Here is a 19,523-nt window from a genome sequence, read left to right on the forward strand (position 1 = left end):
TACCCGAAGAAGGACTGGTGAAAAACGCCGGTTGAATGCTGCTCTAGATACCTTGGGAGGTTGAGGAATGCCGATTCAGACGCGCCGCGATGATGACGGTCAGACCCTGGTTATCAGAATCGAGGGGCGGTTTGATTTCAGCACCCATCAGGCATTCCGGGATGCCTACGAGCATGGTGATCCGGATATCCGCTACTACATTGTGGACCTGTCGGACACCACCTATCTGGACAGCTCGGCCCTTGGTATGTTGTTGTTGCTCAGGGATTACGCCGGGGGTGACAGCGCCCGCATTGTGATCGAAAACTGCAATAACGATGTACGCCGCATTCTTTCCATCTCCAATTTCGAGCAATTGTTCAACATCCGCTGATGCTCGCGGACTGCCGGAGTAGTCATGGATGATTCCGTTGCAGAACACAACAGCTCTCTGAGAATACTCATCGCTGACGATTCGGACAGCGACCGCCTGATCCTCAAAACACTCCTGAAGCGCCTCGGGCACGAGGTTCTGGACGTTGCCAACGGACTGGATGCAGTCTCGGTATTCCAGCAGGAGTCGCCGGATCTGGTTCTGCTCGATGCCCTCATGCCGATCATGGACGGTATGGAAGCCGCCCGTCAGATCAAATTCCTGGCCGGCGAGCGGCTGGTCCCACTGATCTTCCTGACCTCCCTTTCTGAAGCTGGCGCGCTGGCCCGTTGCCTGGAGGCGGGTGGTGATGACTTTCTGGGCAAGCCCTACAACCGGATTATCATCGAAGCCAAGATCAAGGCGTTCAACCGGATGCGGCTGATGCACCAGACCCTCTCGGATCAGCGGGATCTGATCCGGGAGCGGAATCGACAGTTGACCGAAGAGCAGGAAATCGCCAAGCGGGTATTCGACAACGTCGCTCACTCCGGTTGCCTGGACGCCGCCAATATCCGTTATCACGCCTCGCCCCAGTCCATTTTCAATGGCGATGTGCTGTTCGCCTCGCCACGCCCTGCAGGCGGGATGCTGATCTTCATGGGGGATTTCACCGGCCACGGTCTGCCGGCGGCCATTGGCGCCATGCCAGTTGCCGAAATCTTTTACGGCATGGCCAACAAGGGCTTTAACGGCCAGGATGTGTTGCGCGAGATCAATCAGAAACTCAAACGGATTCTGCCTACCGGGATGTTCTGTTGTGGCGCCATGATCGAGGCGGACTTCAAACTTAACCAGGCGCAGATATGGAACGGCGGTTTGCCCGATGGCTGGCTGATCCGACCCTCAGGAGAGCATCTGGCGCTGCCATCGCGGCATTTGCCACTCGGTATTCTCTCGCCCGATCAGTTCAATGCCGATTTCGAGAGAGTTGGTGCTGCCCCGGGTGATCGGGTGCTGATGATGACTGATGGTTTTCTGGAATTTTCCGACAGCGCCGGCAACGTCTTTGGCGAACAGGGAGTCACTGGAACGCTTGATCGGCTGGCTGCAGGCGACCACCCATTTGACGCCATGATGTCTGCGGTTCACCGGTTTACCGGTACCTTTGAAGATGGCGACGATCTGACGCTATGCTGTCTGGAAATGATGGACGAAGCCGGACTTTCTACTCTGCCAGATCGTGCCGCACCGTCAGCACTTGCCGGGCCGGCCGAATGGCGCTGCACCTATGAAATCCGTGAAAGGACGCTTGGCGAGTTCAGTCCCCTGCCTCTGTTGCTTCACATCTGCATGGAAGTGCCGGGTCTTCGCCGCAAAAGTGGAGAAATTTATACCTTGCTGGCGGAACTCTACAACAACGCGCTGGAACATGGTGTTCTGGAATTGCCGTCTGAATGGAAACACTCTCCGGAGGGCTTTGGCCGCTATTATGCCGAGCGCAATCGGCGGCTGGCTAACGTGGAGGGGCACTACATCCGGTTTACACTGCATCATTCCCTGAAACCGGATGGCGGCCGGCTTCGTGTAGTTTGCGAGGACAGTGGCCAGGGGTTTGATTTCCGGAATCATCCCAGTGTGGCCTCCGGTGTCTCCCCGGCGATGAGTGGGCGGTATGCAGGGCGGGGCCTGCTGCTGTTGAAACGCCTGGCTGAGACCATCAGGTTTCATGAACAGGGCAATCATGTTGAAATTGTTTATGATTGGCAGTTCGCCCGTACAGCGGAGAATCGAGATGACTGATAAACCACACCTGGACGAGGAGGCACTGGCTGAGCTTCGAGACGTCATGGAGGATGAGTTCGAAGTGCTGATACAGACCTATCTGGCAGATTCCCGGGACAGAATCCTGGCTCTGCGGGAAGCCCTGAAGGCTGAGGACAGTGATGCCTTTGCGAAGACAGCCCACAGTTTCAAGGGCAGTTGCATCAATATCGGCGCTCCCAGACTTGGCGAGATCTGTCTTAAAGCCGAGATGGCCGGAAAGGAGTCCCGGCTGGAAGACGCGCCGGATCTGCTGAATGAAATTGACCGGGAATTCGAGCAGGTGATTGAGCGCCTGGACGGATTGCTGGTTCGATAGTTTTCGCCAACTCAGGCCTTTGGCCAGGCAGGGCCAGCGTGCTCTGGCATCACAATTGCTTTGTCTTTCGCAGTGAGTGTATTAACTGCCCAAACACCGGCCAGGTCCGGCAAGGTGAGGGCGACAATGCGATAAAAGCGGCAAGAGGTTGCCATGGCCCAGATGGTTCTCCCCCAAACCCCCGCGCCCGGGACACAGAAAGATCCCGGCCCGTCCAAATCCGGAAACAGCCGGGATCCGGCTGAAAGAAAAAACGATTTTGAATCTGTCTCCCAGGCGGAGCAGAAGCGGCTGGACCGCCAGAAAGCGGATCGCAACGCCGAGGCAAAGTCTGCTGATGAATCCCGTTCCGCCCGGGACAATGCGCCCGATGCCGACGCCAGGGCAAAGTCTGGTGAGAAGCCCGATGCAGCCTCCGGGACCGAGCCTCGGGAATCCGGTGAGCCGGTCGTTGCCAGTGATGAATCCGGGGCAGAGCCCACCGCACTGCCACTGACGTTTGCCGAGTTACAGTCGTGGCTGAGCCCGCAAGCCGGTCGTTCCGGTGAGGCGACCTTCTCGGCAGCCGGCACTGGAACCGGCGCCAGTGCTTCGGCTGGTGGGCCTGGCCAGGCTGCTGCCGTGGGCGGTATATTCAATGGCATTCTCTCGTCCGCACCCGGGCAGAGCGGGCAGGCCTCTGCTGGCGTCGTCACCGGCGATGCCACATTAACGGACGCCATGAAGGCTTCGGTACTCACCGATACTGGTCGAAACCCCGATTCCGGCTCTCTTCTCAGCTCTGGCCGTTTCCAATCGGCCATGGATCTCGTCTCCCAGCAGGTGGCCAGTGGCACTAATGGAGCGGCTAAACTGGCGGCTGAGAACGCTGCGCCTCTTCGAGGTTATGCCACCTCCATCGATGTGCCGGTTGGTCATGCTGAATGGGGTGACAAGCTGGTGGGCAAGCTCAGCTGGCTGACCGCCCGCAACATGTCGGTTGCAGAGATCCACCTGACCCCGCCGGACATGGGCCCCATGGAGGTCAAGGTTCGGGTGCAGAACGAGCAGGCAAGCATTACTGTCCATTCTGCGAATCCGGTGGTCCGGGATCAGCTGGAACTCCACTCTCACCGGCTCCGGGATATGCTCGGTGAGCAGGGGCTTTCACTGGCCGGCTTCGACGTTTCCGATTCGCCACGGCAGCAGGCCGGTGAACAGGGAGCCGGAAACGGTGATGGCTCCGGCGCGGATTCGACGTCGCTGCTCGTTGCCGATCAGGACGATGAAAATGTCAGCTCCGGCAGCCTTGACCTAAGCTGGAAAGGCGAAGTTGACATCTTCGCCTGACGCCTGTCGATATTCTCCTCTAATCTCTTTTGCCCATCCTTTCCGGCAACGCTAAACTGCTGTTCTGAACGGGAAGGTTGGGTGTTCTGGCCCGCCCTTTGCATCCAATCCTGAAAAGTCACGGAAAAACCCTCCGTCTGACGGATTTCTGGCAAATCGAAGACTATGGCTGAAAATAACGAATCTGAAGCGGCTCCCGCCAAGAAAGGGAAACTGAAGCTGATCATCATGCTGGTGGTGGTGGTAATCCTGGCCATTGTGTTGTCTGTGGTGGGTACCCTGTGGTTCCTGGGTGACGGTTTGCCGGGCCTGGGGGATGGCGAAGGCGAGATGGCCGAAACCGCAGAGGAACGATTTGTACCCAGCAGCTACCACCTGATGGACAAGGCGGTGGTAACCACCGTTCAGGCGGAAGGTCGCCAGCGGTATGCCCAGGTTTATCTGGCGCTTGAGTCCACAGATCAGCAGGCACTGGAAGCTGCCAAGTTGCATATGCCCTTGATTCGAAGCCAGTTGGTAACGGTTCTTGGGAGCAGCAATTTCAATGAATTGCAGACGCCCGAGGGGCGGGGCAGCCTTGCCGAGCGGATGCTGACAACGGTAAATCAGGTGCTGGAGCAGGAAGGCGAGCCCGCCATCAAACGGGTGTTATTCAGAAATTTTGTCGTGCAATAGCGCACGGGCCACGGTACTTCAGGGGCAGGACTACGTATGCAGGACTTGTTGTCACAGGATGAAATCGATGCCCTCCTCCATGGGGTGGATGACGGTGACATTGATACCTATGAAGAGACTGACGATACCGGCATAAAGTCCTACGACCTTGCCAGCCAGGATCGCATCGTCCGGGGCCGGATGCCGACCCTGGAAATGATCAACGAGCGGTTCGCCCGCTACACCCGGATCAGCCTCTTCAATCTGATGCGTCGCAATGCCGATGTCTCTACCGGCGGCGTGCAGATCATGAAGTTCGGCGAGTACATCCACACCCTGTACGTGCCCACCAGTCTCAACCTGTGCAAAGTCCGCCCGTTGCGCGGCACTTCTCTGTTCGTGCTGGATGCCAAGCTGGTCTTCAAACTGGTGGACAATTTCTTCGGTGGGGAAGGGCGACACGCCAAGATCGAGGGTCGCGAGTTCACCCCGACCGAGACCCGCATCGTGCAGATGGTTCTGGATCAGGTGTTCCATGACATGAAGGAAGCCTGGCATGCGGTCCTCAAGGTGGATTTCGAGTACCTGAGCTCGGAGGTCAACCCGGCCATGGCCAACATTGTCAGCCCCAGTGAAGTGGTCGTGGTCAGCACCTTCCACATTGAACTCGACGGCGGCGGCGGTGAACTGCATTTTGCCTTGCCCTATTCCATGATCGAGCCCATTCGCGACGTGCTCGATGCCGGGGTGCAAAGTGATATCGACGATGTTGATGAGCGCTGGGTGAACGCGCTTCAGGAAGACATCAAAGAGGTTAACGTACCGATCAACACCACGGTTTGTCGCCGTCGCATATCGTTGCGGGACATTGCCAAGATGAAAGCCGGCGACATCATCCCGGTGGAGGTTCCCGAGTATCTGACGGTTACTGCCAACGGAATCCCGATCTACAAGGCTACGCTGGGAACCCGTGACGGAAAACTGGCACTGCGAATTCATGAACGGGCATCAGTGCCCAAGGTAAAGAAACAACTGAAGGTGGGACGCAATGGCTGACGACGACAAGAAAGACGAGCAGGAACTCAGCGAAGACGAAAAGCTGGCTGCCGAGTGGGAAGCCGCCATGGAAGAGTCCGGTGATGAGGGCGAACGCGAGGACGAGTGGGCCGCTGCGATGGCAGAGGCCGGCGAGACCGATGAGGCTGAGGACGACGTTCAGACTGCCCCCATGGAGGAATTCGATACCGGAAGCGAACCCGCCCAGGGTGGCGGCCCGGCTCCGGATATCGACGTTATCCTCGACATACCGGTCACTATTTCAATGGAAGTAGGCAACACCCAGATCCCGATACGGAACCTGCTGCAGCTCAACCAGGGCTCGGTAATCGAGCTCGACCGGCTGGCGGGGGAGCCTCTGGATGTGTTGGTCAACGGAACGCTGATTGCTCACGGCGAGGTGGTCATGGTGAACGAGAAGTTCGGCATCCGTCTCACCGACGTGATCAGCCCGGGCGAACGCATCAAGCGGTTGCAGAAGTAATATGTGGTCCAGACTGACTGCGGCACTGGCGCTGCTTGTGATCAATCCGGTCGTCGCCCAGGAAACGGCCAAGACGGTCGCGCCTGATTCCCCGGTGCGAGCCCCGGACACCCTCGGTACCATTGTCAGCCTGGGGCTGGGTCTGGTGGCAGTCGTTGCCGTGATCTATGGCTGCGCCTGGATCATCCGGCGGATGAACGGCATGACCGGCATGAACAACAACGCCATCAAGGTGGTGTCGGTGATGGCCATCGGCGCCCGGGAGCGTATCGCCTTGATTGAGGTGGGCGGCCAGCAGATTCTGTTGGGGATTACGCCATCGGCGATCCGGACCCTGCATGTGTTTGACGAGCCGGTTGTTGAGGCCGGCAGCGCCGGTTCCGGTGATTTTGCCCGTCGCCTTCAGGGCATGATCGGCAAATCCTGGACCTCCCCGACAAGGAACGACTAGCCCCATGCTTGCCGCAACCATCAAGCGAGTTCTTCCTTCCCTGATCGTATTGGCAGGCTTTTTCTGGGCGCCTCTGGCTCTGGCTCAGGAACCTTCCGGTATCCCTGGTATACCGGCCTTTACCGTAACGCCCGGGGAAGGCGAGGGCGCTCAGGAATACTCGGTAACCCTGCAGATCCTGGCGCTGATGACAGCGCTCACCTTCCTGCCAGCCATGCTCATGATGATGACTTCGTTCACCCGCATCATCGTGGTATTTGCCATCCTGCGTCAGGCCATAGGCCTGCAGTCCACACCGTCGAATCAGATACTTCTCGGGTTGGCCCTGTTTCTCAGCATTTTCATCATGAAACCGGTGCTGGAAGAGGCCAATCGGGTCGCATTACAGCCCTATATGCAGGAAGAGGTGACCTCCCTTGAGGCGGTTGAGCTTGCCAGCCAGCCGTTCCGGAAGTTCATGCTGGAACAGACCCGCGAGAGTGATCTGGCGCTGTTCATGCGAATCTCGGACACACAATACGAGACCCCGCAAGACGTGTCTTTCTGGATACTGATGCCGGCATTTGTGACCAGTGAGCTCAAAACCGCGTTCCAGATCGGGTTTATCCTGTTCATCCCGTTCCTGATTATCGACATGGTGGTGGCCAGTGTTCTTATGGCCATGGGTATGATGATGCTGTCGCCAATCATTATCTCCCTGCCGTTCAAGATCATGCTCTTTGTACTGGTGGACGGCTGGGCCCTGATCATGGGCACCCTGGCTGCCAGTTACGGAATATAGGAGGCGTCATGACTCCGGAAACCGTTATCGACATCCTGCGCGAAGCCCTCTGGATGATTGTCCTCCTTGCTTCAATCATCATCGGCCCCGGTCTGGTTATCGGCCTGGTGGTCAGTACCTTTCAGGCAGCAACGCAGATCAACGAGCAGACCCTGAGCTTCCTGCCGCGCCTGTTGGTCACGCTGATCGTTATCATCGTCTGGGGGCCCTGGATGCTGACGCAACTGCTGGACCATGCCAACCGGCTGTTCGCCAATATCCCTTACCTGATCGGCTGACGGATGATACCGGCGGAGATCAGCGCAGACGTTATCGGCCAGTGGGTCGGCCAGCATCTCTGGCCTCTGTTCCGGCTGGCCAGCTTCCTGATGGTGATCCCCATATTCGGTACTCAACTGGTGCCAGCACGGATACGCCTGGGGCTGGCTCTGTTGATGACCATTCTCATCGCACCCATGATTCCGCCCGTGCCTCAGGTAGAAGCGCTGAGCGCTGATGCGGTAGTGATCACGCTGCAGCAGATTCTCATTGGCGTGGGCATGGGCTTCGCGCTTACGGCGCTCTGGCAATTGTTCGTGATTGCCGGTCAGATGATCGCCATGCAGATGGGGCTGGGCTTCGCCTCCATGGTTGACCCGGCGAACGGCGTTAACGTGCCCGTACTGTCCCAGATCTACACGATCACCATCACCCTGCTGTTCCTGGCCATGAACGGACACCTCGTTGCCTTCGAAGTCTTTATCGAAAGCTTCCGCACCCTGCCCATCGGCATGGAAGGCCTGGGACAGACCGGCGTCTGGGAACTGGCTCACCGGATCAGCTGGATGTTCGCCTCCGCCATGCTCCTGGCGTTGCCCGCAGTTACGGCCGTGCTGATCGTCAACATCTCCTTTGGCGTTATGACCCGTGCCGCACCCCAGATGAACATATTCGCCTTGGGTTTCCCGATTGGCCTGATTTTTGGATTGTTTGCCATATGGGTGCTGCACGCCAATTTTCTGCCGCACTTCGATCAGTACACCCGAGAGACCTTTGATTTCATGCGGGGACTGCAGGGGCAGCCGTAAAGACTCATGGCCGAAGAAAACGACAACAGTCAGGAAAAAACGGAAGAGGCCACCCCCCGAAGGCTCGAAAAAGCCAAGGAGGAGGGCCAGACTGCGCGCTCTAAAGAGCTGGCCACCATGGCTGTGCTCCTGGCCGGCGCCGGGGGCATGCTGATGTTTGGCGCCAGCCTCGGTGCGTCGCTGGCGGCCATCATGCGCGACAGCTTCGTGATCGAACGCTCCGCCATCTTTGACATGCGACACATGAGCGTCCAGCTCATAGAGTCCGCCAAGGAAGCAGCCTGGGCCCTCTCACCCATTCTGGTGCTATTGCTCATTGCCGCCATTTTCGGCTCTATCGGCATTGGGGGTCTGTTGATAAGCGGCAAGGCTGTTGCTCCCAAGCTCAACCGCATGGATCCCATCAAGGGCCTCGGTCGCATGTTTTCCCTTCGCTCACTGATCGAGCTGGTAAAGGCCATCGCGAAAGTCGGCCTGGTCATGGCGTTGGCCATCCTCATCCTCGATCTGCGCACGGAAGACCTCCTGGCCATCGCGGAAGAGCCGGTGGTACCGGCCATGGAGCATGTTCTCTGGACCATCGCCTGGAGTTTTTTCCTGCTGTCCTGCGCTACCATCATCATCGCGGCGATCGACGTACCCTTCCAGATCTACGATCACCAGAAAAAACTGCGCATGACCAAGCAGGAGGTGAAAGACGAGTACAAGGACACCGAGGGCAAGCCGGAGGTGAAAGGCAAGATCCGCCAGCTCCAGCGCGAAATGGCCCAGCGCCGGATGATGCAGGACGTGCCCACCGCAGACGTGGTGATCACCAACCCGACCCACTACGCGGTGGCCCTGAAGTACGACCAGAAGGCCATGGCCGCTCCCATTGTGGTGGCAAAGGGGGCCGATGAGGTGGCCTTCAAGGTCATGGAAATTGCCCGTGAAAACAAAGTCGAGATTCTGAGAACGCCGCCGCTTACCCGGGCGGTGTACCACAACACCGACATCGGCGAAGAGATTCCCGATGGCCTCTACATGGCCATCGCCCAGGTGCTCGCCTATGTGTTCCAGCTCCGCCAGTTCCGCAAGGGGCGTGGGCCCAAACCGGGTATGCCTGATTTCCCAATTCCCTCTGATTTGCGGCGCGACGTCTAGTTTGGAGTTGGAGTCCTGTAAGTAGCCTGCGATTTTGGGGGTAAGCGTGGTCGTGGGCGGCCTTTTCAGGACACGCTACGAGCACCCCTTCGGGGTCCAGCCAGCAATCACAGATTGCTGTCGTTCGGCTGTCGCATGAAGCTTCGCTTCATAATCGCTTGGCCTCACCCATGTGCGCTTGGCTGTGGCCATCCATGGCCACAGACAGTCCTGAAAAGGCCGCCCAAGACCACTTATCAAACCCATCGATATCGCTGAAAAATTCCAATGTTGACCGTAGGTCGGATTAGGCGAAGCCGTAATCCGACAATGCAGGTCTGGCTCTGATCCCATTTGTTGGATTACGGCTTCGCCTAATCCAACCTACGTGGTTTTGGCGGATTCCCGTCAGGTTGGCGAGGTTTGTGGGGTTGCCTCCCAAAAATGTCGGCGGCCAAGGATGGCCGACGCCAAGCGCACATGGATGTGCTCGTAGCGGTTTTTGGGAGGCAACCCCACAAAACTCTTACTGCTAAATCATCAGGCTAGGGCAGGAGTGGAAGGCAAGATCAGCAGCCAGCCTCAATAACCCGAACCATCGGCTCCCCGCGGCTTTCGGGAATAGGCAGCACCCCATACCAGGACCGCGGATCGTGCACAGTGGTCGAGGTAAAGCCGCAGGAGAGAAAGTGCTCCCGGGCCTGCTCGTCGGTCTGAAAGTGAAAGGATACTTGGCTACGCGTAGCAGCCCCGAGGACGCCGCCGAGTGCTTTGAGGGTAGTGTTCAGCAAGGGCTGTCTGGGCTGGTAGTAGCTCTCGGACAGGTAAATGGAGCCGGGGCGTTTAGCCATGGCGGCGGCCAGTCGGCGCCAGAACTCGCTGATGGTTTCCAGTGAAAAGTAGCTGGTCAGGCCTTCGGTGATGATGATCACTGGTTCTGAGTTTTCGAATACCCGGTCGATCACTTTTTCCAGTTGGTATTCACCGTGCTCTGCGAGGATATCAATCGGTGTTACCTGATGGTGTTCGCCCAGCCGGCCCGTGGCCATCAGGCGGAGGGCTTTGCGGGCGGCCATGTCGGGCAGGTCGGCTTCGACCATGTGGAGCAGGGGGTGTTTCTGGCGTAAGCGAATCCCCCGGGGCGACATGCCGCAGGCGATTTCCAGCACTTGTGTAATGCCCTTGTCGCGGATGGCCTGGTCAATCAGGTGGTCGATGATCAGGTGGCGCTGCAGGAGGAAGGTGCGGATGTTGCCGCCGATGGCCGCTTTGCTGGCGGCTTCGAAGGGGGTCATCAGTCGGTAAAGCCAGCGGCCTTTTTCTGTGGCCAGGGTGTCGTCAGAAAGCCCGTACCGGTGCCAGACGGCACCGGTATAGAGGGCAGTGAAACTGATGCCGGAGCTGTCAGTCGGCTTTCTGCTCATAAACGGCTTTACCCCATGCCTCGCGGCTGCCGGGGAGTATCAGGTTCAGGATGATGGCAGCCACCGCGCACAACGCGATGCCTTCCAGGTGCCCGAGCACCATGCCGCCGATACCGAACACCAGAGTGACACCCACGATGACCAGGTTGCGAGACTGTGACAGATCCACCTGGTGGCGGATCAGCGTGTTAAGGCCAACCACGGCAATGGAGCCGAAAAGCAGGCACAGGATGCCACCCATGACAGGCACCGGGATGGTCTGCAGTGCTGCACCGAACTTGCCGACGAACGCCAGAACGATGGCAACGCAGGCCGCCCACCACATGACCTTCGGGTTGAAGTTCTTGGTCAGCATCACCGCGCCGGTGACTTCCGAATAAGTGGTGTTGGGCGGCCCGCCGAGCAGGGAGGCGGCGCTGGTGGCCAGGCCGTCACCCAGCAGAGTGCGGTGCAGGCCCGGCTTCTCCAGGTAGTTCTTGCGGGTCACGTTGCCGATGGCCAGCACGTCACCAATGTGTTCGATGGCCGGGGCAATGGCCACCGGGATCATGAACAGTATGGCGCCCCAGCTAAAGGCTGGCGCAACAAAGTTGGGAACGGCAAACCAGGCGGCTTCCTGGATCGGGGTGGTATCCACGATGCCGGCAAAAGCAGACAGGATATAGCCGGTGATCACGCCGAACATGATCGGAATCAGCCGGAAAATGCCCTTGGCCCAGACCGACATGATGATGGTCACGGCCAGCGAGATCATGGCGATCCAGATGGCGGTGTCATAGGGGATCAGCTGGTTGGCGCCGTCACCGGTGCGCCCGGAGGCCATGTGAACCGCAACCGGTGCCAGGCCGAGGCCGATGGTCATGATCACCGGGCCGATAACCACTGGCGGCAACAGGCGGCGGACAAAGCCGGTGCCTCGCAGGCGCACCAGGCCACTCAGGAAAATGTAGAGAATACCCGCTGCCATCAGGCCGCCGAGGGTCTCTTCCATGCCAAACCGGCCTTTGGAGGCAATCACCGGAGCGATAAAGGCGAAGGACGAGGCCAGGAAGATCGGGATCTGGCCGCCGGTGACTATGTGGAATATCAGGGTGCCAAGGCCGGCGGTGAAGAGGGCCACGTTGGGATCCAGCCCGGTAATCAGGGGCATCAGAACCAGCGCACCGAATGCCACCAGCAGCATCTGGGAGCCGGCAATGGCCTGTTTCCAGACCGGGTCGTTGGTATGATCCTGCATACTTAAACGTCCTTCTGCTTGGTGCCGAAGATCTTGTCACCGGCATCGCCGAGACCCGGAAGGATGTAGCCTTTGTCGTTGAGACGCTCATCGACAGAAGCCGTATAGATAGACACGTCCGGATGTTTCTCCAGAACTTTTTCAACGCCCTCAGGTGCTGCAACCAGAACCAGAGCCCGGATCTCGGTGCTGCCCGCCTTCTTGAGCAGATCGATGGTGGAGATCATGGAGCCCCCGGTGGCGAGCATCGGATCGACAATCATGGCCATGCGCTGGTCCAGTTCGCCCACCAGTTTCTCCAGGTAGGTGCTGGCCTCGAGGGTCTCCTCGTTGCGGATCTGGCCGACAACACTGACCCGGGCCACCGGAATCAGGCTCAGCACACCGTCTAGCATGCCAAGACCGGCCCGCAGGATCGGAACGATGGTGACTTTTTTGCCGTGAATCTGCTCCACGTTGACCGGTCCGGCCCAGCCTTCGATGGTCTTTTCCTGCAGATTGAAGTCCTTGGTGGCCTCGTAGGTCAGGAGTGCACCAACTTCCTGTGCCAGCTCCCGGAAATTCTTGGTGCTGATATCCGCACGGCGCATGATGCCGAGCTTGTGGCGGATCAGAGGGTGTTTTACCTCGTGGATTGGCATGGGGTCACCTGTGTGTCTGGTTGGAGATTTATCGTCGCAATCAAATGGCGCAAGGATACCGCATCTGGGAAGGGGAGTCAGGCCGCAAATGGCGGGTTCACGGAAATCCACTAAGGGGTGGTACGGATCTTGCGATAACCCTTCCATACGACGCCCCGGTGTCAGATTTTCGACCCTTAGAACGCCTGCAGGCACGGCCAATCGGAGAAGTATCCGGCATGGACAGAGCTTTAGTCCTCAATAACGTCAAAACCCTGACGCGGGGAAACCTTGGCATTCCCATCATGCTGATGGGTTTGCTGGGCATGATGATCCTGCCCATGCCGGCGTTTCTGCTGGACGTGTTCTTTACCTTTAACATTACTCTGTCGATCGTCATTCTGCTGGTGTGTGTTTACGCCCTCCGGCCCATGGAGTTTGCCTCTTTCCCGACGGTTCTGCTGGTGGCCACGCTCCTGCGTCTCGCCCTCAATGTGGCCTCCACCCGGATTGTTCTGCTGAATGGCCACGAGGGCGGTGACGCCGCCGGTAAGGTGATCGAATCCTTCGGTGCGGTACTGATCGGTGGTAACTACGCCGTGGGTCTGGTGGTGTTTGCGATCCTGATGATCATCAACTTCCTGGTGGTGACCAAGGGTGCCGGCCGGGTGTCCGAGGTGAGTGCCCGCTTTACCCTGGATGCCATGCCCGGTAAACAGATGGCCATTGATGCGGATCTCAACGCTGGCCTTATCAATCAGGACGAAGCCAAGCATCGTCGTTCCGAGATCGCCCAGGAAGCGGATTTCTACGGCTCCATGGACGGTGCGTCCAAGTTTGTGAAGGGCGACGCCATTGCCGGCCTTCTGATTCTTGCCATTAACATCATCGGTGGTATTGCCATCGGCATGCTCCAGCACAATCTGGATTTCGGGCTGGCCATGGAGCGCTATGCACTGCTGACCATTGGTGACGGCCTGGTGGCACAGATTCCCTCGCTGCTGCTGTCCACATCCGCAGCGATCATGGTAACGCGGGTTACCTCCAGCCAGGACATGGGCGGGCAGATCCTCCAGCAGATGTTCAGCGCGCCCAAGGCCCTGTCGATTGCTGCCACCATCCTGATCATCCTCGGCCTGATTCCCGGCATGCCGCACGTGGCCTTCCTGGGTCTGGGTACGCTGGCAGCTGGAGCGGCCTGGTATATCTGGAAACACCAGAGGCAGATCGTCGAGGAAGACGGGGCATTCCCGGCCCGGGGCACTGGCGGGGCGGCACCGCGTCCAGCAGGCCGGGATCTGCCGCCGGGCGGCGACGCAGGGGGCGATCAGGGTCGTCAGCTGCCAGCACCCGGCGAGACCAAAGAGCTGGGCTGGGACGACGTGTCCACCGTCGATATCGTTGGTCTCGAAGTGGGTTACCGGCTGATCCCGCTGGTGGACAAATCCCAGGGTGGCCAGTTGCTCAGTCGCATCAAGGGGGTTCGTAAAAAGCTCTCCCAGGATCTGGGTTTCCTGATGCCCTCGGTCCATATTCGCGACAACCTGGATCTGATGCCCAACGTCTACCGCATCACCCTGATGGGCGTGACCATCGCCGAGGCGGAAATCCATCCAGACCGCGAACTGGCCATCGATCCTGGCCAGGTATTCGGAAAGATAGAGGGCATTGAAGGCAAGGATCCGGCGTTCGGTCTGGATGCCAGCTGGATTGAGCCGGACAAGAAAGACCAGGCCCAGACCCTGGGGTATACCGTGGTTGATGCCAGTACGGTGGTCGCCACCCATCTGAACCAGGTATTGCAGAAACACGCCCACGAACTGCTGGGCCACGAGGAAGTCCAGAAGTGGCTGGATCAACTGGAGAAGATTTCTCCGAAGCTGGCCGAGGAGCTGGTGCCCACGACTGTTTCCATCAGCCTGCTGTTGAAAGTGCTGCAGAACCTCCTGAAGGAGGAGGTGCCGATCCGGGATATGCGGTCCATTGCCGAGGCCATCGTGAACGTGCATCCGAAGAGTCAGGATCCGAAGCTGCTGACCACGGTAGCCCGGCAGTCCCTGCGCCGGATGATTGTCCAGAGTATCTGCGGCAACGAATCGGAAATCCCCGTCATCACCCTGGATCCGGATCTGGAACAGTTATTGCTAAAGTCAGTTCAACAGAGTCAACAATCCGGCGGTCAGGAAGATATTGGCCTGGTTCTGGAGCCGAATATGGTTGAAAAGCTCCAGCGCTCTCTTCAGGAGAGTGTTCAGCGCCAGGAGATGCTCGGTAAACCAGCCATTCTGCTGGTGTCCGGGCCCCTGAGGCCGGTACTGGCGAAGTTTGCCAGTTATGGGGTAGAGCGCCTGCACGTGCTCTCGTACCAGGAAATTCCGGATAACAAACAGATTACGATCGTGGCGTCCGTTGGCCAGTAACGGCGCGGATGACAGAGCGGACAGCGCCGGCACGGCGTTGCCGGTGGAGGAAGAGGCATCATGAAGGTAAAACGGTTTTTTGCTCAGTCCATGGCAGAGGCGCTGAAACAGGTCAGTGAACAGATGGGGCCAGATGCCGTGATTCTTTCCAACCGTCGGGTCGATGGCGGTGTCGAAATCGTCACGGCGTTAGACTATGACGAAAACATGGCGCGTCAGCGCCTGGGCAATCAGGCTGAAGAGGCCACCAACGGTTCCCGACTTGCGGAAATGCAAGCCGACCAGCATCGCCGTCTTGAAGATGAATTGGGCCGGTCCCGTGATCGCATCCGTGAAGTCAGGGAGAAGCGTGCTTCCCAGGGAGCCAGCTACGCAGGATCGTCGTTTGCCGCCGTTCAGGAAGCCGTGGGTGGTGGTTTCGGTGACATTGAACCTCTGCCCCAGGCGCCCAGGGAGGCCTATTCCGATGAGCTGGCGCAGATGCGCGCCGAGATCAGCTCCCTGAGAGACATGATGCAGGGTCGTCGGCCGCAGCCGGAGCCGGAGGTTTCGGCAACCACCGCCGTTCAACAGAGGCTGGCTGAGCGCTTGCAGGAATTTGGCCTGGGCACGGAACTGGCGGGCTCGATTTCCCGTCGCCACAAGGCCGGGCGTCTCGAGGACGGCTGGAAGCAGTCCCTCAAAATGTTGTGCACTGGTGTCCGGACCTCCCGTATGGAGTGGCTGGATGAGGGTGGCGCCTACGCGCTGGTGGGCCCCACCGGTTCCGGGAAAACCACCACCATTGGCAAGCTGGCCGCGCGCTACGTGCTGAAGCACGGCTCCGACTCCGTGGCACTGGTGACCACCGACCGCTATCGGGTGGCGGCCCACGAGCAGCTGTTCGTGTTCGGTCGTATCCTGAATGTGCCCGTTCGGGTGGTGGATGAGAGTCATAGCCTGGATGATATTCTCGACGAGCTATCAGACCGTCACCTGGTACTGATCGATACCGCGGGGCTGACAAGTGCGGATAAAGGTTACCAGGAACAGCTGGCCGAACTGGCTCGCAGCCATCACAATGTCAAGACGCATCTGGTGGTCTCGGCAACCAGTCAGCCACGTATCATGAAATCCGTCTGGCATTGCTATAAGATGGCAAATCTTGCGGGTTGTGTGATGACCAAGATCGATGAGGCCCTGACGCTGGGTGAGTCTCTTGGCTTTGTGATGGAAACCGGTCTGCCGGTCGCCTATTACACGGACGGGCAGAAGATACCTGAAGATCTGCACCACGCAGAAGCTGTTCCGCTGGTGCGATTGGCCGTGGATCGGCTTAAAACACTCCAGCAACAGCAGGCGGTCGCAGAGGGCCTGAAAGAGCACGCCTGAGACCGGACAGATTGACAGCAGGCGCCGGAAACGCACCCGGCGAAACGTGGCGAGAGACAAATAACAGTATGAGCAGAGCACATCCGGTACAGGTGATTGCAGTTTCCGGCGGTAAAGGTGGAGTCGGCAAAAGTAACGTGTCGGTGAACCTCGGAATTGCCCTGGCGCAGAAAGGCCGGAGAGTGGTGCTGCTCGACGCCGACCTTGGGCTGGCCAATATCGACGTATTGCTGGGCATTACCGCCAACCGTAACCTCCAGGATGTTCTGGCAGGCGACTGCGATCTCAAGGACGTTCTGGTGAATGGTCCTGGCGGCATCAAGATAGTTCCTGCCTCTTCCGGCACCCAGAGAATGACCCAGCTCAGCCCCATGGAGCACGCTGGTCTGATTAACGCGTTCAGCGAACTGGGGGACCAGATTGATGTCCTGATTGTGGATACCGCCGCTGGGATCTCCGAATCGGTTGTCAGCTTTCTCAGGGCGTCCCAGGAGTTGTTGCTGGTGGTCTGTGACGAGCCCACGTCCATTACCGACTGTTACGCCCTGATCAAACTCATGAACCGCGAATACGGCACCAATCGTTTCCGTATTCTTGCCAACCAGGTACGGAACGAGCAGGAAGGCCGGCATCTGTTCGAAAAACTGACACGGGTCACCGAGCGATTCCTGGATGTGGCACTACAATATGTTGGAATAGTCCCCTACGATGAGGCTGTGAAAAAAGCGGTCCAGCGACAGCGCGCGGTGCTGGATGCCTACCCCAGAGCAAAAGCCTCCCTGGCCATCAAGGCGCTGGCGGACAAGGTAGACAGCTGGCCGTTGCCGTCTTCTCCCCGCGGGCATCTGGAATTTTTTGTGGAGCGGCTCGTCGAAGTCTGAATCGGATCCAGTCAAACAAGAAACCGGATACATGACATTGGCGAAAAACCTCGGAATCTATAACCAGTCGGGTGCGCAGAAACCGTCTCAGCTTGTTGAGCAGCATGCGCCGCTGGTCAAGAAAATTGCCCTTCACCTGATGGCCCGCCTGCCGGCTTCCGTTCAGCTTGAAGACCTGATGCAGGCCGGCATGATCGGCCTGCTTGAGGCCGCCCAGCGATACAGTTCCACCAAAGGTGCCACCTTCGAGACCTACGCCGGCATCCGGATTCGCGGTGCCATGGTGGATGAAATCCGCAAGGGCGACTGGGTTCCCCGCTCTGTGCATCGCAACGCCCGCCGTATTTCCCAGGCCATCAAGGCCGTTGAAGATCGTCTTGGTCGTGAAGCCCAGGACCTGGAGGTGGCCGAAGAGCTGGGTATGGGGTTGGCCGAATACCATTCTTACCTTTCCGATTCCAACAGTGGCCGACTTTTTAGCCTCGATGAGCTCAATGAATCCGGAGAGCTGCCGATAGAACAGACAGAGACGCAGGATAATCCCCTTGAGGGCTTGTCCTCCGATGCCTTCCGGCGCAGCCTCGCTGAGGCCATTGAAGACCTGCCGGAGCGGGAAAAACTGGTGTTGAGCCTGTATTACCAGGAAGAACTGAACCTCAAGGAGATTGGCGCCGTGCTTGGCGTCAGCGAAAGCCGGGTAAGCCAGATTCACAGCCAGGCTGCTCTGCGCCTTCGGGGACGGCTGTCGGACTGGTGCCAGGAATCGGACAGCTGATTGCGTTCTGTCTGTGTCCGCGAAGAGGCAGTCTGTAGTTTTTGGTAACCGATGCTTTACAACCGAAGCAAAGGTCTGACAATAAGCGGTTAAAACAGCGGCCTGCTAGACTTTGAGCGCGAAGGTCAAACGAATTCCGGGTGTTACTAACTGGAGGTCCCATTGGACAAAAACATGAAAATCCTCATTGTGGACGACTTCTCCACGATGCGACGGATCATCAAGAACCTGCTGCGTGATCTGGGCTTCACCAACACCGATGAAGCAGACGATGGCAACACGGCGCTGCCGATGCTCAAGAGCGGCAAATACGATTTTCTGGTCACCGACTGGAACATGCCGGGCATGTCTGGTTTCGATCTGCTCAAGGCCGTTCGGGCTGATGAAAATCTTAAAACCCTGCCGGTGTTGATGGTAACGGCAGAAGCCAAGCGGGACCAGATTGTTGCCGCTGCCCAGGCGGGTGTGAACGGCTATGTGGTCAAACCGTTTACTGCCGCGGTGCTCAAGGAAAAGATTGAGAAAATCTTTGAAAGAATCCAGTAACCAGAGGTCGGATGGCTCTCATGAGCGATAGCAAAAAGAACCATCGGGGCCTTGAACCGGAGGTGACGGAAAAGCTCCAGCGGCAGGCAGCAGAACTGGCAGAGAGTGTTGATGCGGGGGATTATGCCAAAGCCATGACCCTGATCAATGAACTCAGTGAGGTCAGGGATCAGAGTCTGTATCGCGAGGTAGGGCGATTGACCCGGAGCTTGCACGAAGCAATCCGGAACTTCCAGATTGACCCCCGTAACGCCGAACAGCAGGAAGCACTGTCAATGATGACAGATGCCTCCGATCGCCTCGAGTACGTTGTGCAGATGACTGGAGAGGCCGCCAACCGGACCATGGATCTGGTTGAGGAAACCATGCCGGTGGCCAATGCCCTGAGAGACGAGGCCGCCGCCCTGCGTGACGAGTGGCAGCGTCTGCGTCGCCGGGAAATGCAGCCGGCGGAGTTCCGGGAACTTTATGGCCGGATTGATCGCTTTTTCGTCAGTATGGCGACCGATGCCGACACCATGTACAGCAACCTGTCGGAAATCCTGCTGGCTCAGGATTATCAGGATCTGACGGGGCAGGTTATTCAGAAGGTCACCGCCCTGGTGAAAGAGGTTGAGGAGCAGATGCTCAGCCTGGTGGTGATGGCAAGCCATGTGGACCAGCTCACGGGCACGGTGCACCAGATTGAAGAAAAAGAAGAGTCTGCGGAGAAGGGCGTCGGGCCCCAGATCAAGGCCGATGAGCGTGAAGATGTAGTCTCGGGACAGGATGACGTAGACGACCTGTTGTCCAGTCTCGGTTTCTGAATGA

Annotated in this window: 21 protein-coding genes; 18 read left to right on the forward strand and 3 right to left on the reverse strand. The window is 58.3% G+C overall.

The annotated features are described in order from the left end of the window. The first annotated feature begins 67 nt into the window (after positions 1–67). The 12 genes from KEHDKFFH_RS01900 (at position 68) to flhB (ending at position 9,460) form a co-directional block, all read left to right on the forward strand. Positions 68–373 carry an STAS domain-containing protein gene (locus tag KEHDKFFH_RS01900; protein ID WP_104320344.1) on the forward strand — a complete coding sequence of 102 codons (306 nt, stop codon included), beginning with the start codon at positions 68–70 and terminating at the stop codon, positions 371–373. A 24-nt stretch (positions 374–397) separates the two neighbouring features. Next, positions 398–2,155, forward strand: a complete 1,758-nt coding sequence (locus KEHDKFFH_RS01905) for a PP2C family protein-serine/threonine phosphatase (RefSeq protein ID WP_104320345.1) — start codon at positions 398–400, stop codon at positions 2,153–2,155. Then, on the forward strand, positions 2,148–2,495 hold the full coding sequence (locus tag KEHDKFFH_RS01910; RefSeq protein WP_104320346.1) for an Hpt domain-containing protein: 348 nt from the start codon (positions 2,148–2,150) through the stop codon (positions 2,493–2,495). Before KEHDKFFH_RS01905 ends, KEHDKFFH_RS01910 begins: the two co-directional genes overlap by 8 nt. 153 nt (positions 2,496–2,648) lie before the next feature. Further along, positions 2,649–3,824, forward strand: a complete 1,176-nt coding sequence (locus tag KEHDKFFH_RS01915) for a flagellar hook-length control protein FliK (protein WP_104320347.1) — start codon at positions 2,649–2,651, stop codon at positions 3,822–3,824. 165 nt (positions 3,825–3,989) lie between these two features. After that, the gene (locus KEHDKFFH_RS01920) at positions 3,990–4,499 is read left to right on the forward strand and encodes a flagellar basal body-associated FliL family protein (protein WP_104320348.1); all 510 of its coding nucleotides are present in this window, start codon (positions 3,990–3,992) and stop codon (positions 4,497–4,499) included. Positions 4,500–4,535: 36 nt separating this feature from the next. Further along, entirely contained in the window at positions 4,536–5,534 is a 999-nt protein-coding gene (fliM, locus tag KEHDKFFH_RS01925) for a flagellar motor switch protein FliM (RefSeq protein ID WP_088827741.1), read from the forward strand. Continuing rightward, positions 5,527–6,018: a flagellar motor switch protein FliN gene (gene fliN / locus KEHDKFFH_RS01930; RefSeq protein WP_104320349.1), complete on the forward strand. Its 492-nt coding sequence runs from the start codon at positions 5,527–5,529 to the stop codon at positions 6,016–6,018. Before fliM ends, fliN begins: the two co-directional genes overlap by 8 nt. 1 nt (position 6,019) lies before the next feature. Then, positions 6,020–6,469: a flagellar biosynthetic protein FliO gene (gene fliO / locus KEHDKFFH_RS01935; RefSeq protein WP_104320350.1), complete on the forward strand. Its 450-nt coding sequence runs from the start codon at positions 6,020–6,022 to the stop codon at positions 6,467–6,469. Between the two features lie 4 nt (positions 6,470–6,473). Further along, positions 6,474–7,250, forward strand: a complete 777-nt coding sequence (fliP, locus tag KEHDKFFH_RS01940) for a flagellar type III secretion system pore protein FliP (protein WP_104320351.1) — start codon at positions 6,474–6,476, stop codon at positions 7,248–7,250. A gap of 8 nt (positions 7,251–7,258) precedes the next feature. Then, a complete protein-coding gene (gene fliQ, locus KEHDKFFH_RS01945; protein WP_104320352.1) occupies positions 7,259–7,528 on the forward strand; it encodes a flagellar biosynthesis protein FliQ in 270 nt (89 codons plus the stop codon). A 3-nt stretch (positions 7,529–7,531) separates the two neighbouring features. Continuing rightward, the gene (gene fliR / locus KEHDKFFH_RS01950; RefSeq protein ID WP_104320353.1) at positions 7,532–8,317 is read left to right on the forward strand and encodes a flagellar biosynthetic protein FliR; all 786 of its coding nucleotides are present in this window, start codon (positions 7,532–7,534) and stop codon (positions 8,315–8,317) included. 6 nt (positions 8,318–8,323) lie between these two features. Then, a complete protein-coding gene (gene flhB / locus KEHDKFFH_RS01955) occupies positions 8,324–9,460 on the forward strand; it encodes a flagellar biosynthesis protein FlhB (protein WP_104320354.1) in 1,137 nt (378 codons plus the stop codon). Between the two features lie 548 nt (positions 9,461–10,008). Here flhB and KEHDKFFH_RS01960 read toward each other — a convergent pair. From KEHDKFFH_RS01960 to upp, 3 genes are read right to left on the reverse strand one after another with little or no spacing between them, the layout of a single operon-like run. After that, entirely contained in the window at positions 10,009–10,863 is an 855-nt protein-coding gene (locus KEHDKFFH_RS01960; RefSeq protein WP_104320355.1) for a class I SAM-dependent methyltransferase, read from the reverse strand. Beyond that, a complete protein-coding gene (locus KEHDKFFH_RS01965; protein ID WP_104320356.1) occupies positions 10,844–12,100 on the reverse strand; it encodes a uracil-xanthine permease family protein in 1,257 nt (418 codons plus the stop codon). Before KEHDKFFH_RS01965 ends, KEHDKFFH_RS01960 begins: the two co-directional genes overlap by 20 nt. 2 nt (positions 12,101–12,102) lie before the next feature. After that, complete coding sequence (gene upp / locus KEHDKFFH_RS01970) at positions 12,103–12,741, reverse strand: uracil phosphoribosyltransferase (RefSeq protein ID WP_008173081.1); 639 nt, start codon at positions 12,739–12,741, stop codon at positions 12,103–12,105. Between the two features lie 218 nt (positions 12,742–12,959). On the opposite strand from upp, the gene flhA reads away from it, so the two are divergent. From flhA to KEHDKFFH_RS02000, 6 genes are all read left to right on the forward strand, one after another. Next, positions 12,960–15,140, forward strand: a complete 2,181-nt coding sequence (flhA, locus tag KEHDKFFH_RS01975) for a flagellar biosynthesis protein FlhA (RefSeq protein WP_104320357.1) — start codon at positions 12,960–12,962, stop codon at positions 15,138–15,140. 60 nt (positions 15,141–15,200) lie between these two features. Continuing rightward, positions 15,201–16,511, forward strand: a complete 1,311-nt coding sequence (flhF, locus tag KEHDKFFH_RS01980) for a flagellar biosynthesis GTPase FlhF (protein ID WP_104320358.1) — start codon at positions 15,201–15,203, stop codon at positions 16,509–16,511. A gap of 68 nt (positions 16,512–16,579) precedes the next feature. Then, on the forward strand, positions 16,580–17,392 hold the full coding sequence (locus tag KEHDKFFH_RS01985) for a MinD/ParA family protein (protein WP_088559149.1): 813 nt from the start codon (positions 16,580–16,582) through the stop codon (positions 17,390–17,392). Between the two features lie 31 nt (positions 17,393–17,423). Then, positions 17,424–18,167 (forward strand): RNA polymerase sigma factor FliA, encoded by a 744-nt coding sequence (locus tag KEHDKFFH_RS01990; RefSeq protein WP_104320359.1) that lies wholly within the window; start codon positions 17,424–17,426, stop codon positions 18,165–18,167. Between the two features lie 162 nt (positions 18,168–18,329). Beyond that, complete coding sequence (gene cheY / locus KEHDKFFH_RS01995; protein WP_008173086.1) at positions 18,330–18,713, forward strand: chemotaxis response regulator CheY; 384 nt, start codon at positions 18,330–18,332, stop codon at positions 18,711–18,713. A gap of 20 nt (positions 18,714–18,733) precedes the next feature. After that, positions 18,734–19,519, forward strand: a complete 786-nt coding sequence (locus KEHDKFFH_RS02000) for a protein phosphatase CheZ (protein WP_104320479.1) — start codon at positions 18,734–18,736, stop codon at positions 19,517–19,519. The last annotated feature ends 4 nt before the right edge of the window (positions 19,520–19,523 follow it).

The organism is Marinobacter maroccanus (assembly GCF_002933275.1).
Taxonomy (GTDB): domain Bacteria; phylum Pseudomonadota; class Gammaproteobacteria; order Pseudomonadales; family Oleiphilaceae; genus Marinobacter; species Marinobacter maroccanus.